We start from the raw sequence: 15,531 nt of genomic DNA, 5'->3' as shown, positions 1-15,531 counted from the left end.
GGAAGCGGCCGATCAGCGTCCCCAGCGTTTTAACGGTAATGGAACAATGACCCTGTAACTTCTCAATAAATCGAAATACGCTATCGTTGCTCGACTATTTTAGAAGGAACGCGGGTACATGGCCGACTCTTGTACGACTGAACGAAACAGTGCCTGGTCGGTGTTTCTGATCTTTCTGCGGCTTGGATTGACTTCATTCGGTGGTCCCATTGCCCACTTGGGCTACTTCCACCATGAGTTTGTCAGCCGGCGGCAATGGCTGACCGAGCGCAGCTATGCCGATTTGGTCGCGTTGTGTCAGTTTCTGCCGGGACCGGCGAGCAGTCAGGTCGGCATCGCTTTGGGCCTGTCCCGCGCAGGATATCGCGGTGCGCTCGCTGCTTGGGCCGGGTTCACGTTGCCGTCGGCGATGCTGATGATTTTGTTTGCACTGGGCCTGTCCCGTTATGGCGCTGTTCTTTCGCCCGGCGCTCTGCATGGCTTAAAAATCGTGGCTGTTGCGGTGGTTGCTCAAGCCGTGTGGGGAATGGCTCGAAACCTGTGCACGGACGTACCGCGAATTACCCTCATGGTGATTGCCGCGTGCGTCGCGTTGCTTGCGCCGTCCGCCTGGGGACAGGTCAGCGTGATTGTCGTCGCTGGATGGGTGGGGCTGATGCTGTTCAAACCCGCGCAACGTGTCGAGCACGACGCGCTGTCTTTACCGATCAGCCGCAGAGCCGGGGTGATGTGGCTGGCCTTGTTTCTTCTGTTGTTGGTGGCGCTACCGTTGTTGGCCGAACGGGTAACCGATCAGAGCCTGGCAATGGTCGATGCTTTCTACCGTTCCGGCTCCCTGGTATTCGGCGGCGGCCACGTGGTTCTGCCTCTTCTGCAAGCAGAAGTCGTGCCCTCCGGTTGGGTCAACAACGAAACGTTCCTCGCCGGATACGGTGCTGCGCAGGCTGTGCCGGGCCCGTTGTTTACGTTCGCGGCGTTTCTCGGCGCCTCCATGAGCGTCCCACCTTCAGGTTGGGCGGGCGCCATGATCTGCTTGCTGGCGATCTTTGCCCCAGCGTTTTTGTTGGTCGTCGGCGCCTTGCCTTTCTGGGAGCACTTACGTCGCAGCGTGCGTGCACAAGCCGCTTTGGCCGGGGTGAACGCGGCGGTCGTTGGCCTGTTGCTGGCCGCGCTTTATCAACCTGTGTGGACCAGCGCGGTTCTCAAACCGCAAGACTTCGGCCTCGCGCTTGTTGCCCTGATGGCGCTGATGGTATGGAAGTTGCCGGCGTGGCTGGTTGTAATCGGCACGGGAGTGGCGGGGTGGGTGATGAGTGTCTTGGTATGAACCAGGTCACCTGCCAAGTAAACGGTGTATCCCTCAAAGCCGATCTCAACGCATAAAAAATTTGAACCGCTCTTGGGCACGCTCACCTAATGATTAGCTTGTGAATAATCACACAGGCAATGTGCCAATATCGGCACCCTCCGAGAGGTGATCAACGTGGCTAAAGACGAGAAGAAAAGCAAAGGTGACGCTTCGAAAGCCAGCAAGGACTTGAAAGACAAAAAGTCATCACCGGCAAAAAAATCAGCGGCGGCTTCGACGCTTTCCAAATCCTCCGACAAGAAGGACAAAAAGAAAGACGCCGAACCTAAAAAGTCTGCAAAGAAGGCTGATAGCAAGCCAGAAAAGGCCAAGAAATCAGAGAAGTCTGATAAGCCTGCAAAGAAGAAAAAGTGACACCTGCTATCTGCTAGGGCTTTACGCCCTAGCTTTCTTCAAGCTGATGGCTTCACTTCAGGCCATCTCTTCAACCCTGTGCACATCACCCATGGAATCACGCTGCATCGACTGCAGGTTTTTCTCGATGGTTTCGCACAACGCTTCCATCTGAATCTGGTGTTCACTGAGACGAAACGGGCTCTGTAGATCGGTGCCGATACGTTCGATGGCCAGCAGCATAAAGCCCACCACGGTCGAGGCGAGCGGGGTGTACCAGCCCAGGGATTCCACCAGCCCCACTGGTACGATCAGGCAGAACAGCGAAATAAACAGCCGTGGGAAATACACGTAAGGGTACGGCAACGGCGTATTGGCGATCCGCTCCATCCCGCCTTGGCTGTTGGACAGATCGACCATGGTCGATTCCAGCCGCGCAAGGCGAATACTGTCCAGTCGCCCGGCCTTGTATTCTTTCGCCAGCAGGGCGGCGGAACCGGTGAGGATGTCGTTGGCGAAGTTATTGGTGGTGCCGCTGCGGGCGAACTCGTCGGCAGGGATAAACGCGCGAACTTCTTCGGGGCAAGGCTCGCCCTGAAGATGCGCCGCGAGGCAATTCACATAGGCCACATGACGGCGCAGCAGGGTTGATTTGACCGGATTCACCTCGCTGCCGGTGTCGTCCAGCAGCGTCAGCACTTGCCGGGCGTAGCTGCGCGAGCTGTTGATCATCATGCCCCACAGCGTTCGCGCCTCCCACCAACGGTTATAGGCACTGCTGTTGCGAAAACTGATCAACACCACCAATGCCGAACCGAGCAATGTCAGGGGCATCAGCGGCAGGTTGATCTTGGCATTGAGAAACAACATGAAATCTACGGTGACGGCGATATCCCAGAGCAATAGCCAAAACAGGGCCCAGCCCACATAGCCCATGGTTTTGATGATCAGACGGTATTTTTTGATGATGGCAGCTTTCAAACGGAAACCTCGAGGCGAGCGGTTAGCATTTACGCCCTAGCTCGGACGGTGTTTTCGGGATAAAGGTTCGCCGATTGAAATACCTGTCGTCCATTCGTCCAGAACGCGGCACTCCTCAGACCGGATCGCTTCTGAACTACAAGCACGGACTTCCCGCGCCCCGGTTGGAGAGCCAGCATGGAAATTGATGAAAACGCGCCAGGCAACAAGTCTCAGCAGGAAGTGACACGCACCACAGACAACGAGACCGGACACGATCCGCGGCGCGAGGAACCTGAGGTCCCGTTGCCAGCAGACGACGAAGCGCCGCTCGAGGAAGACATGAGCGATGTGGATGCGAATAACTCGGTTTCGAGCGAGCATCCCTGATCAACATGATCGAGCCACAAAAAAACCGGCATTGCGCCGGTTTTTTTATGGTCTGCAATCGGCCAATCAGAGCGCAGCTTTCACCTGCAAGCCAAACACCAGGGCATTGTCGATGTCCTGCCCGGAGAACGCGCCCGGCTCGATGATGTACTGCATGTTCGGTCGCAAGGTCAGCCAAGGCGTGGCCTGATAACCGTAACCGAGTTCGATCAACTGTTCGGCGCTGTCCAGATTCGGGAACGTTGTGCCGTTGTTCAGTGCGGCGTCTTGTTGCACATCGCGACTGCGCGGGTTGGGCACAGCGCGGCCATACCCGAGAGCGACGGTGTCACGCGGGCGGCCTTCGAACGGTTTGTACAGGACCACGCCCGTGCCATACCACTTGCTGAACGGCGAAGCGGCACTGCTGGCTGCCGAATACTGGCCGAAGGCGTGCAGGCTGCGGCCTTCGGACGCTTGCGAGCGCCACACCGCCTGATCGACCAGCAGGTAATGACCACCGCGACCGGACTCTTGCTTGTCGCTGTCGATGCGTTTTACATCGGAGCTGTCGTAGTAGTAACCAACCTTGTATTCACCCGGCAAGTCACCTGCGTGCTTGTACACCAACTCGATCGGCACAACGGTCCCCGTGGTGTGTTTCGGGCCAAGATGCCAGGCACGGCTGGAGTTACCGTTGCTTTCGGGGTCGACATTGAATGCGGCCACACGCAGTTGCCACGCTGGCGACAGGTCGTATTTCACCCGCACGCCCAACCGGGCGTTGGGGTAGTTGGTCCAGCCGCTGCCGCCGGACATGTTCAGCGGGTGGCCGCAGAAACCGGCGTTCATGAAGTTGCAGAGAATGCCACTGTCCAGCCCGCCGAGGTCGTTGCCCATGGCCATGTAGCCGAGTTTGACGTTCAGCGCCGGGGTAAACAGTGAGCGTTCGTAGCTCAACTCGGTCAGGCGTGTGTAGAGGCCACCGTAGTTTTCCTGGATTGGCAGACGGTTGCCGACCAGATCTTCAGAGACGCTGTTGCCGCGACGGTCGTTGATGGTCAGTTGGACCTTGCCGGCGTTGTCCACGCCGTACAGTTTGCTCAGGTCGAACTGCACACCCAGCTTGATGTTCTGCGAGTAACGCGCCGAACGATGCAGTCCGCCGTCGGCGTTGTAGGCCGTCTCACCGCTGTAATCGCCGGTGAACTTGATGCCGTCTTCGTCCATCTGGTGGCGCAGGCCGCCCCAATCGCCAGTCAGGGTGTTGCGGGTCAAGAGGTTCGAACCGGTATCGGCGAAGGCGGGCAGGGCGGTGCTGCAGGTCAGTCCCAACAGCACGCCGTTGAGCCAGCCCATATGAGAAAAACGAAACATGGAAATCTTCCTGGTGAAATCTTCAGCGATAGGCATAAAGCGGCGCGGCACCCGAAGGTGCCGCGCACAAGTGCAATGAAGTGGCTCGCAGATGTTTACGGCAGCGCGTAAGCCATCACGTAGTCGCCACGATCGGTCGACTGACGAGCACCGCCGGCGGTGACAACGATGAACTGCTTGCCGGTCTTCGGCGAAACGTAAGTCATCGGACCGCCCTGGCTGCCCACAGGCAGACGCGCCTTCCAGATTTCTTCACCGTTGCCGCTGTTGAAGGCGCGCAGGTAGAAGTCCTGAGTACCGGCGATAAAGATCAGGCCACCTTGAGTCGACAGCGTGCCGCCGAGGGTTGGCAGACCGACCTTGATCGGCAGGTGCATGCGGATACCCAACGGACCCGTGTCTTCAACAGTGCCGACCGGCACTTGCCAGGCGACTTTCTGGGTTTTCATATCGATGGCGGTCAGCGTACCGAACGGCGGCGCCTGGCAAGGAATACCGGCAACCGACAGGAAGCGGTTTTTGTTCACCGCGTAAGGCGTGCCCTTGAGCGGCACGGCGCCCATGCCGGTGTTCAGCGATTCGCCACCGGAAGCGGCCTGAGCCTTGTTCTGCGACGGGATCATCTGAATCCACAGACCCAGGCGCATGTCGTTGACGAAGATGAAGCCATGCACCGGATCGGTGGAGATGCTGCCCCAGTTCATGCCGCCCAGCGAACCCGGGAAGCTCAGGGACTTGTCGGTGCCCGGCGCGGTGTACAAACCGTCATAACGCATCGACTTGAAATCGATACGGCACAACAGTTGGTCGTACGGCGTCGCGCCCCACATGTCCGATTCGGTCAGGTGCTGCGCACCGATCTGCGGCATGCCTACCGATTTTGGCTGGGTTGGCGAGTACGGCTCGTTAGGGATGTTGGCCGCTTTGACCGGTACTTCTTCGACGTTGGTCAGCGGTTTGCCGGTGGCGCGATCCAACACATAAATCTGACCAGCCTTGGTACCGATGACCAGCGCCGGAACGGTTTTGCCGTCCTTGGTGAAGTCGATCAGGCTCGGCTGCATCGGCAAGTCGAAGTCCCAGAGATCGTTGTGAACGGTCTGGAACACCCACTTTTCTTCACCACTGTTGGCGTCCAGCGCGAGGATCGATGCACCGTAGGTGTGATCCAGTTTGCTGCGCTCGACACCATAGATGTCGGTGGACGAACTGCCCATCGGCAGGAATACGGTGTTGGTCGCCGCGTCGTAAGACATCGGCGCCCAGCTGTTCGGCGTGCTGCGTACATAGGTGCTGCCGTCGGCTGGTGCGTTGCGATCCTGCGGATTGCCCGGATCGAATGCCCAGCGCATGGCGCCCGTCATCACATCGAAACCACGGATCACACCGCCCGGCATGTCGGTTTGCACGTTGTCGGCCACACGACCGCCAACGACGACGGTGGTCCCGGCCATCAGCGGTGCGGAGGACAACTGATAGTAGCTGTCCGGGACATTGCCCAGACCGGCCTTGAGATCAACCTGGCCGTTGTTGCCAAAACCCCGGCAGAACTCGCCGGTGTCGGCATCCACGGCAATCAGGCGGGCGTCGATGGTGTTGGTCAGCAAACGGCGCTGGCAGTGGGCAGGGAGGGCGGCGGCAGTGTCCTGAGCGACCGGCGAGTTTTCTGGCTTGGCGACTGCCGCCGTGGCGTCGAAGTAAGCCATGCCACGGCAACGCTGCCAGACTTTCGACTGGGCGTTGATCGAGTTTTTCCAGATTTCCTTGCCAGTGTCGGCATCCAGCGCGATCAGGTTGTTGTGCGGGGTGCAGATGAACACTTTGTTGCCGACCTGCAGCGGGGTGAGCTGGTCTTCGGCACCATTGCCATCGCTCTCGGCGACGTCACCGGTGTGGTAAGTCCATGCGACCTGCAATTTGTCGACGTTGGTACGGTTGATCTGATCGAGCGCGGCGAAGCGGCTGCCGCCTTCGGTATTGCCGTAGTGAGCCCAGTTTTTCTGTGCTTTTTCTGGCTCCACGGGGGTGAGTCCCGGACCAGTGCCGGTCGCTGCGACGGTAGGGTGGGCGACGAACATGTTGCCGGCGGCAACGGCCAGTGCCACCGCCAATACGGCGGCAACGCCATATGCTCCACGACCAGGCACGCCACCGCTGGCACGTGTCAGCAGGGGGTAGACCAACGTAACGGCCAGGCCGACCGCGCCGAACATGAACAGACGCGAGAATAACGGCCAGAACACCAGGCCCACGTCGCTGACCGCCCAGATAGCGGTTGCGAGCAGGAACGCTGCGAACAACCAGGCACCGGCCGGCTTGTAGCGCGCGATAAGAATACCGGCGATGGCCATCGCCAGGCCGCCGACCAGGAAGTACCACGAACCACCGAGGCCGACCAACTTCACGCCCCCGGCCGCCAGCGCCAGACCGAGCAGGGCGATGATCACACCCAGCCCGATCAGAATGAATTTTGATACGCCAGAGACGCGTTGACTTTGCTTCACGTTGAGAGCCCCGTTGAAATGAAGTGCGCATTATATAGTTAGGTAACTACCTAGTTAAAACACAATTTCACACTGAAAGCGTAGTTCGTCCTTGAATCAAACGCTCCATCGGAAGGCTCGGACCCCGTTAAGCGTTTGTTCCGTTTGGCCAAATGCTGTCGACAGGCGCAAAATCGGCGGTAAGCGCCGCCCGTCGCAGGCGCGCCATGAAAATTGCAATTATTCCTTTCGACCGCGTTTCAGATCATTGTGGAATGCCTGCACCGGTGCCGATCCTGACGCAGGTGTGGGGCGTTCCAACTTGGAAAATTCAGGAGGATCAATGTCACAACCTGTTGCGTCTGCAAGGCCGACTCAACCGTCAAACCGACGCTGGATGGGCATGATGTTTTGGCTGGTACTGGCAGGGGTGGCGGTGCTGTTGCTGGTCAGCGGCTACGGTGCTTTGGTGAATGCCAACCGCGATAACTTGCAACTCGCCGTACTGGGCGGACTTTCCGGATTTGGTGCAACCGCACTGGGCGCCGTAGCGGCCATTGCGCTGCGCGACATCGCCGCTCGCACCCAGGACATCATGCTCGGCTTTGCCGCCGGCATGATGCTCGCCGCCAGTTCGTTTTCATTGATTCTTCCCGGTATCGAAGCCGCTCGGGAGCTTAGCGGCAGCCCGCTGCTGGCTGCCGGCATCGTCGTGCTGGGATTGGGTCTGGGGGTGGCGTTGATGATCGGACTCGACCGATTCGTCCCTCACGAACATACCGAGAGTGGACGGCGCGGGCCTCAAGTCGAGCGCATCAATCGGGTCTGGTTGTTCGTCCTGGCGATTACCTTGCACAACTTGCCGGAAGGCATGGCCATCGGCGTCAGTTTCGCCAATGGCGACATGCAGGTCGGCCTGCCCCTGACAACAGCCATTGCCATTCAGGACATTCCCGAAGGCCTGGCTGTGGCACTGGCCTTGCGGGTGACCGGTATTTCAGCGCTGCGCGCGGCGATGATTGCCATCGCATCGGGCTTGATGGAGCCGGTCGGTGCGGTCGTTGGTCTGGGCATTTCCAGCAGCTTCGCCCTCGGTTATCCGATTGCGCTGGGGCTTGCCGCTGGCGCGATGATTTTCGTGGTGTCCCACGAAGTGATTCCCGAAACGCACCGCAATGGCCACGAAACACCGGCGACGCTGGGGCTGATGCTCGGGTTCGGCGTGATGATGTTTCTCGATACAGCGCTGGGCTAATCGCTCATCGTCTTGTCAACACGATGGTCAACAAAGGAGGGCATGTGTCCACATTCAACATCGAGGCCGTGGCCCGGTCAGAAATGGTCGAGGTCATCGACTTTGTCATGCAGGCTCGCGCTGAGCTTTTTCCGAAGCTGAGCGCCACAGGAATCCCGCCAGATCTGGCGAATTTTGAAGAGACTTACATAAGTGGCGCCGGACGTTTTCTGGTCGCCCGTCATGAGGGTCGCATCGTCGCCACGATCGGCTATCTACCCTATGACCAGCGCTTCGAACACCTCGACTATCAGCAACTCGAGGTCGTGGAAGTGGTGCGGCTGTTTGTCGTTCCCGAGTTCAGACGCTCAGGATTGGCCAGTGAGCTTTACCAAGAACTGAAGTCGTCAGCCGAACGTGCCGGGGTTCATGTGATCTATCTGCACACGCACCCCTTTTTGCCGGGCGCGATCAATTTCTGGCTCAAGCGTGGCTTTGAGGTGATCGCTGTGGATGCCGACCCGGTTTGGCAGACGACTCATATGGATTGCCGGATTCAAAACTGACCCATCAGGAAGAGCGCAATCGCAGGATCTGCGCGCCGTCGAACGGGTCAGTCAGGTAGTGCGCGTGGACACCAAACGTTTCCAGCAGGCGTTGCGCAGTCAACACTTCAAGGGGTTTGCCGAGGGCGACGAGTCGGCCCTTTTCCAGTACGGCCAAACGATCACAAGTCAGTGCCTGATTGAGGTCGTGCAGGGCAATCACCGTGGTCACCGGCAACGCTTGAACCCCATGCAAAATAGACAGTTGATGCTGGATATCCAGGTGGTTGGTGGGTTCGTCCAGTAGCAGAATTTGCGGGCGCTGGGCGAGGGCGCGAGCGATGTGCACACGCTGGCGCTCGCCACCGGAAAGGCTGCGCCAGGAGCGATTGCGCAGATGCGCCGCGTCAACATCGCGCAAGGCCTGATCGACGATGCCGTCGTCCTCGGCAGACCACGGACTCAGCGCCGACAGCCATGGCGTTCGACCCAGCGCCACTGCGTCAAACACGCTGATCGCGTCGAGGGTGTCCGCCTGCTGCTCAACCACTGCCAGCGTTTGCGCGACGGTCCGGCGCGATAGCGTCTTCAAGCGCTGGCCGTGGAGATGGATGTCGCCACGGCTGGGCGCGCGTACGCCGCAGAGCAATTTCAGCAAAGTGGATTTGCCGGAACCGTTGGGGCCGACAAGGCCAAGGGTTTCGCCGCGGCGGATGTCCAAATCGATCTCGTGCAGCAACCGTGCATCGCGGATATCAAAGCCAAGGCCGCGACACCGCAGCACCGATTCGCCGACAGCCGGGGACAGCGCATTCATCGGGCATTCCTCCGGCCGATCAGGATCAGCGCGAACACCGGCGCACCGACCAGCGCGGTAATCACGCCGACCGGGATCACCTGGCCTTTAATGAGCGTGCGTGACAGCACATCAGCAGCAATCAGAAACACCGCGCCACCCAGTGCACTCGCTGGCAGCAGACGCGTGTGTCGAGTGCCGAGCAAGAGCCTTACAGCGTGGGGAATGACCAGACCCACGAAACCGATCGAGCCGACAATCGACACCATCACTGCCGTCACCAATGCGGCACAACTGATCAACAGCAATTGCACGCGACGCACCGGAATCCCGAGCGAGGCCGCTGAATCGACGCCGAAGGTAAACGCGTCCAGCGCACGCCGATGCCACAGGCACATAACGAGCCCCAGGATAGCCACCGGCACCGCCAGCCACACCGATGGCCAGCGCACGCCACTGAGATTGCCGAGCATCCAGAACATGATGCCGCGTGCCTGTTCGGAACTGGCCGACTTGGTGATCAGAAATGCCGTGAGCGCATTGAACAGCTGCGAGCCGGCGATCCCCGCCAAAATGATCTGGCCGGTATTACCCGGTGATCCCGCGGCGCGGCCGAGCAAAACCACCACGGCGAATGCCACAACAGCGCCGCCGAACGCACCAACTGACATGGAAATCGCCCCCGCGCCGAACCCGAGCAACGCAACCATCACCGCGCCCGTCGAAGCACCAGCGGAAATGCCCAGCAGATACGGATCGGCCAACGGGTTGCGCAGCAGCGATTGCAGAATCACCCCGCAAGTCGCCAGGCCTGCGCCGCAAGCGGCAGCCACCAGCGCGCGAGTCAGGCGATAGTTCCAGACAATGCCTTCGTCGATCGGATCAAGCACATAACCGGCCGCCCACAGTTTGTTGGCCAGCACCTGAAACACCACGACGGGATCAATGGTTGTCTCACCAATGGCCACACCCGCAATCACCGCTAAAAGCAGGATCGTCAGTGCAAGCAAGGTGCGTATCAACGTCGCAGTCATTTGGACAGGTCGTATCCGTTGATGGCGCTCGCCAGTGCGGCGATACCGTCGAATGTGCGCATGCTGGCCTGCATGGCCATGGCGTCGAGAATAATGATGCGGTTGTTTTTCACCGCGTCCATGTTGCGGGTCACGGGATCGTTGCGCAAAAATTCCAGCTTCTTCAGGTAGTCATCCGCCGGGAAGCGCCGGCGATCCATGCGTGCGATGACCAGGAACGTCGGGTTGGCTTTGGCGATGGTTTCCCAGCCGACGGTTGGCCATTCCTCATCGGACTCCACGACGTTGCGCACGCCCAGGGTGTTGAGCATGAAGTCTGGAACGCCCTTGTGCCCGGCGACGTACGGGTCGATATCCAGACTGGCACTGGAAAACCAGACCAACGCGCTGATGTCTTTCGGGTTCTTGTCATTCGCCATGGCAATGGACTTGGCCAGGCTTGCCTTAAGGTCTGCGTTCAGCTGCTGCGCACGCGTCTGGACATCAAAAATCTCACCGAACTGGGTGATGCTTTTATAGATGCTGTCGATGCGAAACGGCGCCAGACGCGTGCCGTCGGAACCGACCAGATTGTCCTTGGCCTCGCAGTCAGACGGCATCAGATACGTCGGAATCTTCAGTTCGTGAAACTGTTCGCGGGTGCCGACCGCGCCTTGTGGCCCGACCATCCATTCCAGTTCGACAGCCACCAACTGCGGGCGCTTGGCGATCACCGATTCGAAACTCGGTTCGTTATCGGCCAAGCGCTCGATGCTGTCGTTTTGCGCCTTGTACTGCGCCAGCACATCGTTGAACCACAGCGATGTGCCGACCATTTTGTCAGCCAGCCCGAGCGCAAAAAGCATTTCCGTGCCGGCCTGGCCGATGGTCACCGCACGGGCAGGGGCCTGCGCGAAGGTCAGCGTGCTGCCGCAGTTTTCAATCGTCAGGGGGTACTGCGTCGGTGCAGCATGGGCGAGGGCGCCAACACCCAGGCCAACGACGAGGGCGACAAAACGAGGCAACAGCATGATGCAATCTCCATTTGAACCGTACACGGAGCCAGGGTGCGGTTCTGGAAACACATCTCGACGCTGCCGGATCAGCAGTGCCAGGGCGATCAACACGTGATGCGCGCAGAGGGATGTCCTTCCCGGACACCCCGCCGGTTAGTGATTGTTGCTTGGCCGGCAGGTCTCCTGACTGATGCGTCGTCGCCTGCGTCAGCCTTCCCGGAAGCAATCCCAGTGGCAGTTCGGACTAAGGCTCAGCATCTACAGTTGCGGGGGCAGTTCCGTTTGATGCGTTGGTCGCATCACGGATTCCCTATTATTTCCAATTGGAAACCGGCGGGCGGCATGGTATCCGATCATGACGGTCGAGGCGAACGGGCGGCGCAAATGAGTTAGGGCTCAGGAGCTGGTACCAACAATGACCGGGCCAGCGCTGCGGTTTCCACAGTTTTCGGCCATGGCACGTAACGAGTTGATGAGCTTTTGGTGCAAATGCAGAGGAAAGTTCTGTCAACAACTGGGTTGTCCAGCAACATGACGCCAGCAAGGCCATCAACGGGCGCGTCAAACCGGGAGGAAAATCAGTGCAGCAAATCGGAATTTTGGGTGTAGGCGAGCTGACCGAAAAAGTCGTCATGGGCCTGCGCCGTAGTGGCTACACAGGTCGAATCTGCTTGTCTCCACGTAACCAGAAGCGCGCCGAGGCGCTCCGCGATGATTGGGATTGCGAGGTGATGGACAGCAATCAGCGCGTTGCAGACGGCGCTCGGGTGTTGTTTCTGGGCGTCCGTCCGGAGGCTGTCGAGCAGGTTGCCAAAGAAGTCAGCGTGACATCCGATCAAACCGTGATTTCGCTGGTTGCCGGCATGAGTCTGCAGGAACTCGACCGCCATTTTCCGCAAGCGAGGCGGGTAAGGGCCATGCTCTCCTACGCTGCGCAAATCAACCAGTCGACGGTCGTGGTCACGCCGGCCGGCGAGCCGCATGAATCCCTGCTCCGTGATCTCGGCACGCTGGTTGTGCTGGACAACGAACAGGCATTCGAGTTGGCGACGGTCGCCGCGTGCATGAATGGCTGGTTCTATTTCTTCCTGGGCGAGTTGCAACAATGGTTCGTTGAGAAGGGTTTGAACAAGGAACAGGCGGCGCAGTTAGTGATGGGCAACATGCAGGACTGTCTTGCCAGTGCTCGCGAACAGCCCGGTTTGAGCATGGAAGAACTGGGGAACAGGATTGCGACGCCCGGGACCTTCACGGCTGCCGGGCTGGATGAGCTCAATGGTGCAAACATGCGTGAACCATGGCGGCAGGCCTGTAACAGGGTTCTGGACAATCTCTCGAAAAAAACCTGAGCAGCCGTTCATGCGTTCTGCCCTTTGCGCATGCCTGCGCGGCTCGGGAAGTCCCGCGAGCCGCGTCATCGGTGGCTCAATGTTCGTGAGAGGTACCGGTCGGATCCACGATCTGAATGACCTTCCCCGTGCGCCACGCATCCGCGCCTGGTGCAACGGCGGGCGCAGGGATATCCGCTCGTTCTTTCTTCTTCTGCGCACTATCCACTTCAAGCCGACGATCGCGATCAGCAACCATACGCGGGTCGGCCTGGCCGTCGGCGGTGAAACCCATCATCAACTGCGGCACGCCTAAAGGCAGGTTTTTTTCCAGATCGGTGTGCCACGTATGCCAGGTCTTGCCGTAGGTGTGGACCAGTTTTTCCATCAGGGCATGTTCAGCAATTTGTGGAATCCCGGGCGCCACGAGCTGGCCGGATTTCACTTCGTGAACATGGCTGTGCCACAGCGCTTTCTCCGCTGCCGGAAGGCCGGTAAACAACCGCTCACTGATGATGTACTCAACGCCCATGAGCTTGGCGTCCTTGCGGTTACCGTCATAGATAACGCACTGGATAACCTCTTCGTTGAGAATGGAGCAGTAATGGTGGGCCTCCATCTGAACATCGGGATGGCCGTTGTAAAAATGAAACCCGTCCAGATAGGCGTTCAACGCCTCCACCGGCGGGCGTGACTGGAGCAGGGCGGCGCCGGCGTCCAAAGTCTTCAGGGTGGGCGACTCGTCGGCGCCCGGCGCGATGACATTGGAAGCACTGTTGTTGCCCGCGCATCCGACCAGTGCCGCCATCAGCGCCAGGGAAAACGCATACGTCATGTTCTGAGCCATCGTTAATTCCTTTTAACGGAGTTTGCGAGTAGTGCGGCTGCGGCGGCGGGTAAGCGCAAGCAGAATCCCGCTGATCACCACGGCAGCCCCGGCAACGATTAACAATGGCGAACGCCCGCCAACTGAGCGCTTGGCGCGCAGCGCCTTGTCTTCAAGCGCTTGAGCGGCGGTTCGGGGCTCATCCAGCGTGTCGATCGGCGTTGTGTCTGCCTCTTCGTCATCGGTGTAGTTCATTTGGTTTATTTGCAGACGTGCACCGTCGGCCAACACCAGTGTCAGGTCCTCGACAGTACCCGCCAGCCGATCCGGAAACACCGGTTCGCCCGCAGGATCAAGTTCGTCGTAAAAAAAACGGTTGCCCTCCAGCCAACCGATTGACGTCATCAACTCGGGACCCAGGTAATACTTCCCGTCTAGAAAAAACCCCGGGAAGTGGTGAGTTCGCTCCAGGCTTTCAACGATGTAGCGCTCGCCGACCTTCATTCCGGTTGATGGCTCGATCATGATCACATCCTCAGATTTGTTGGTGTTGCGATAGAGGGTAGGCAATCAGCAATGTTCCATTGAAATGACTGAACGGATGTCAGCGGGACACCAGACTCTGCGCCAGGCCCGGTATCTTCCGGCTTTCTCGTATCATCGCGCGGACGGGGGAATCATCGTTCTTTGCGCTGAAGGTTTGGAACGGTCACTACAAAGGTCGTCCCGCTTTGCGAATCCGAAGTGACCTCGATGACGCCGCCGTGCGATGTAACGATCTCTGAAGCAATAAACAACCCCAACCCCAAGCCTTCACTTGGGTCATGGTCGATGATCGAGTGCTGAGAAAAACGGCCCATCGGGTTGAAGATGAACGGCATCACATCATCTGGAATGGGCTCACCGCTGTTATGCACGGTGAAAATCACATGCTCCTCATCGGTGTCCAGAGTAACGGTCACTGGCCGTTGGTTATCGCCATGCTGCACGGCATTGCCGATCAGGTTGGAAAGAACCTGCTCCATCCGGGCGCCATCGAATTCACCATGACAGGATCTTTTTGGCTCGAAGAGGATCGCGGCACTCGGGTAGAACGCCCGCAGCTCATCAACGATGCGCTCGCACACGGGCAACAAGTCCAGGCGCTCTGTTTTAACAGGTATGCCGGGGCCCATCTGGCAGCGTGTCAAATCCAGCAGGTCACCGACTATCTGACTGGCGCGTTTGACGCTGGTGTAAATTTGCGTGGAAATCTTCGTGGCCCTGGTGCCGATGTCCTCTGAACGCCTCAACATGTCGGCGCCGAGCAAGATCGCGCCCAGCGGCGTTCTCAGATCATGACCAAGGATGCCCAGGAACAGGTTCCGTGACGCTTCGACGGCTCGCGAATAGCTTGCAATTGACTCGGCGAGGGCTTGGTCGATTGCTTCATGAAACCTCGTCATGTCATCGATGTCGAGTGGTGTGCCGGCCTTGATCTGTTTAGACCACTGGTTGAGTACGCTGGCTCTGAGCGCGCGATATTCGGAGACCATCTGATCGATCGTGAAGCCTGCCATGAGCCGCGTGACCGCGTGGGTTTCAGCGGGTGTTTCCAGATCGCTGGCCGGGGCATTGCCATGCGCCTTCGCCAGTTGTTCTTTTGCGGTCTGTTTAGTCCGTAGATCAATCACTATGGCGTCGAGCATCTGTTCGGCATGATCACGCAGGGCTTCTGTGTCCAGCGGTGCACCGGGTGTTTCAATCGTTCGGGCAAAAGCGTCCCAGTCCTGCAGAATCAGCTCGAGGTTGGCGGTGATGAAATCGGACAGTCGCATGTGCATGATCCTGGTCAGGAGGGCGAGTTCCAGACAGGAAAGAAGGGGAAGCCGCAACGTGAAGT

The 15,531-nt window shown here is 59.0% G+C and carries 15 protein-coding genes, 1 pseudogene and 1 riboswitch; of the genes and pseudogenes, 7 read left to right on the top strand and 9 right to left on the bottom strand.

Annotation, left to right across the window (positions count from 1 at the left end; translation table 11 throughout):
- Positions 1-118 precede the first annotated feature (118 nt).
- The gene (gene chrA / locus IEQ42_RS11035) at positions 119-1,327 is read left to right on the top strand and encodes a chromate efflux transporter (protein ID WP_210703536.1); all 1,209 of its coding nucleotides are present in this window, start codon (positions 119-121) and stop codon (positions 1,325-1,327) included.
- 147 nt (positions 1,328-1,474) lie between these two features.
- A complete protein-coding gene (locus IEQ42_RS11030) occupies positions 1,475-1,723 on the top strand; it encodes a hypothetical protein (RefSeq protein ID WP_042559094.1) in 249 nt (82 codons plus the stop codon).
- 57 nt (positions 1,724-1,780) lie between these two features.
- On the opposite strand, the gene IEQ42_RS11025 is transcribed toward IEQ42_RS11030, so the two are convergent.
- Positions 1,781-2,683, bottom strand: a complete 903-nt coding sequence (locus tag IEQ42_RS11025) for a bestrophin family protein (RefSeq protein ID WP_210703535.1) — start codon at positions 2,681-2,683, stop codon at positions 1,781-1,783.
- A 177-nt stretch (positions 2,684-2,860) separates the two neighbouring features.
- Between IEQ42_RS11025 and IEQ42_RS11020 the strand changes: the two genes are divergently transcribed.
- Positions 2,861-3,052 carry a hypothetical protein gene (locus IEQ42_RS11020; RefSeq protein WP_210703534.1) on the top strand — a complete coding sequence of 64 codons (192 nt, stop codon included), beginning with the start codon at positions 2,861-2,863 and terminating at the stop codon, positions 3,050-3,052.
- Positions 3,053-3,118: 66 nt separating this feature from the next.
- Here the strand turns inward: IEQ42_RS11020 and IEQ42_RS11015 are convergent, their stop codons facing one another.
- Both IEQ42_RS11015 and IEQ42_RS11010 read right to left on the bottom strand, forming a co-directional pair.
- Positions 3,119-4,408 carry a carbohydrate porin gene (locus IEQ42_RS11015; RefSeq protein WP_210703533.1) on the bottom strand — a complete coding sequence of 430 codons (1,290 nt, stop codon included), beginning with the start codon at positions 4,406-4,408 and terminating at the stop codon, positions 3,119-3,121.
- 95 nt (positions 4,409-4,503) lie between these two features.
- A complete protein-coding gene (locus IEQ42_RS11010) occupies positions 4,504-6,912 on the bottom strand; it encodes a glucose/quinate/shikimate family membrane-bound PQQ-dependent dehydrogenase (RefSeq protein WP_210703532.1) in 2,409 nt (802 codons plus the stop codon).
- A gap of 206 nt (positions 6,913-7,118) precedes the next feature.
- On the opposite strand from IEQ42_RS11010, the gene IEQ42_RS11005 reads away from it, so the two are divergent.
- The 3 genes from IEQ42_RS11005 (at position 7,119) to IEQ42_RS10995 (ending at position 8,691) form a co-directional block, all read left to right on the top strand.
- Entirely contained in the window at positions 7,119-7,298 is a 180-nt protein-coding gene (locus IEQ42_RS11005; protein WP_210703701.1) for a hypothetical protein, read from the top strand.
- The gene (locus IEQ42_RS11000) at positions 7,235-8,146 is read left to right on the top strand and encodes a ZIP family metal transporter (RefSeq protein WP_210703531.1); all 912 of its coding nucleotides are present in this window, start codon (positions 7,235-7,237) and stop codon (positions 8,144-8,146) included. Before IEQ42_RS11005 ends, IEQ42_RS11000 begins: the two co-directional genes overlap by 64 nt.
- An 83-nt stretch (positions 8,147-8,229) precedes the next feature.
- A complete protein-coding gene (locus IEQ42_RS10995) occupies positions 8,230-8,691 on the top strand; it encodes a GNAT family N-acetyltransferase (protein WP_228731982.1) in 462 nt (153 codons plus the stop codon).
- 4 nt (positions 8,692-8,695) lie between these two features.
- Here IEQ42_RS10995 and IEQ42_RS10990 read toward each other — a convergent pair whose 3' ends face one another.
- Genes IEQ42_RS10990 through IEQ42_RS10980 form a run of 3 tightly spaced genes read right to left on the bottom strand, consistent with a single transcriptional unit; the run spans position 8,696 to position 11,510 of the window.
- A complete protein-coding gene (locus tag IEQ42_RS10990) occupies positions 8,696-9,487 on the bottom strand; it encodes an ABC transporter ATP-binding protein (RefSeq protein WP_210703529.1) in 792 nt (263 codons plus the stop codon).
- The gene (locus tag IEQ42_RS10985) at positions 9,484-10,500 is read right to left on the bottom strand and encodes a FecCD family ABC transporter permease (protein ID WP_210703528.1); all 1,017 of its coding nucleotides are present in this window, start codon (positions 10,498-10,500) and stop codon (positions 9,484-9,486) included. The genes IEQ42_RS10990 and IEQ42_RS10985 overlap by 4 nt, the downstream gene beginning before the upstream one ends.
- Positions 10,497-11,510, bottom strand: a complete 1,014-nt coding sequence (locus IEQ42_RS10980) for an ABC transporter substrate-binding protein (protein ID WP_210703527.1) — start codon at positions 11,508-11,510, stop codon at positions 10,497-10,499. Before IEQ42_RS10980 ends, IEQ42_RS10985 begins: the two co-directional genes overlap by 4 nt.
- A gap of 141 nt (positions 11,511-11,651) precedes the next feature.
- Positions 11,652-11,844, bottom strand: a riboswitch (cobalamin riboswitch).
- Positions 11,845-12,076: 232 nt separating this feature from the next.
- Between IEQ42_RS10980 and IEQ42_RS10975 the strand changes: the two genes are divergently transcribed.
- Entirely contained in the window at positions 12,077-12,844 is a 768-nt protein-coding gene (locus IEQ42_RS10975; protein ID WP_210703526.1) for a pyrroline-5-carboxylate reductase family protein, read from the top strand.
- A 76-nt stretch (positions 12,845-12,920) separates the two neighbouring features.
- Here IEQ42_RS10975 and IEQ42_RS10970 read toward each other — a convergent pair whose 3' ends face one another.
- From IEQ42_RS10970 to IEQ42_RS10960, 3 genes and pseudogenes are all read right to left on the bottom strand, one after another.
- Positions 12,921-13,670, bottom strand: coding sequence for an OBAP family protein (locus IEQ42_RS10970; RefSeq protein ID WP_210703525.1), 750 nt, complete (start codon positions 13,668-13,670; stop codon positions 12,921-12,923).
- Positions 13,671-13,912: 242 nt separating this feature from the next.
- Positions 13,913-14,174: pseudogene (locus IEQ42_RS27535) on the bottom strand (short chain dehydrogenase); the annotation flags it as partial.
- Between the two features lie 152 nt (positions 14,175-14,326).
- Entirely contained in the window at positions 14,327-15,466 is a 1,140-nt protein-coding gene (locus tag IEQ42_RS10960; RefSeq protein ID WP_210703523.1) for a sensor histidine kinase, read from the bottom strand.
- Positions 15,467-15,531 lie beyond the last annotated feature (65 nt).

Origin of the sequence: Pseudomonas iridis (assembly GCF_017980685.1) — a bacterium.
GTDB classification, from domain to species: Bacteria; Pseudomonadota; Gammaproteobacteria; order Pseudomonadales; family Pseudomonadaceae; genus Aquipseudomonas; species Aquipseudomonas iridis.
The sequence above is the reverse complement of the archived record's forward strand: the minus strand, read 5'-3'. Positions and strand labels throughout refer to the sequence as shown.

Bases quoted from the DNA above. Each gene is read 5' to 3' on its own strand.
- chrA (WP_210703536.1), top strand. From the start codon at position 119: ATGGCCGACTCTTGTACGACTGAACGAAACAGTGCCTGGTCGGTGTTT.
- IEQ42_RS11020 (WP_210703534.1), top strand. From the start codon at position 2,861: ATGGAAATTGATGAAAACGCGCCAGGCAACAAGTCTCAGCAGGAAGTG.
- IEQ42_RS11015 (WP_210703533.1), bottom strand. From the start codon at position 4,408: ATGTTTCGTTTTTCTCATATGGGCTGGCTCAACGGCGTGCTGTTGGGA.
- IEQ42_RS11005 (WP_210703701.1), top strand. From the start codon at position 7,119: ATGAAAATTGCAATTATTCCTTTCGACCGCGTTTCAGATCATTGTGGA.
- IEQ42_RS11000 (WP_210703531.1), top strand. From the start codon at position 7,235: ATGTCACAACCTGTTGCGTCTGCAAGGCCGACTCAACCGTCAAACCGA.
- IEQ42_RS10995 (WP_228731982.1), top strand. From the start codon at position 8,230: ATGGTCGAGGTCATCGACTTTGTCATGCAGGCTCGCGCTGAGCTTTTT.
- IEQ42_RS10990 (WP_210703529.1), bottom strand. From the start codon at position 9,487: ATGAATGCGCTGTCCCCGGCTGTCGGCGAATCGGTGCTGCGGTGTCGC.
- IEQ42_RS10985 (WP_210703528.1), bottom strand. From the start codon at position 10,500: ATGACTGCGACGTTGATACGCACCTTGCTTGCACTGACGATCCTGCTT.
- IEQ42_RS10980 (WP_210703527.1), bottom strand. From the start codon at position 11,510: ATGCTGTTGCCTCGTTTTGTCGCCCTCGTCGTTGGCCTGGGTGTTGGC.
- IEQ42_RS10970 (WP_210703525.1), bottom strand. From the start codon at position 13,670: ATGGCTCAGAACATGACGTATGCGTTTTCCCTGGCGCTGATGGCGGCA.
- IEQ42_RS10960 (WP_210703523.1), bottom strand. From the start codon at position 15,466: ATGCGACTGTCCGATTTCATCACCGCCAACCTCGAGCTGATTCTGCAG.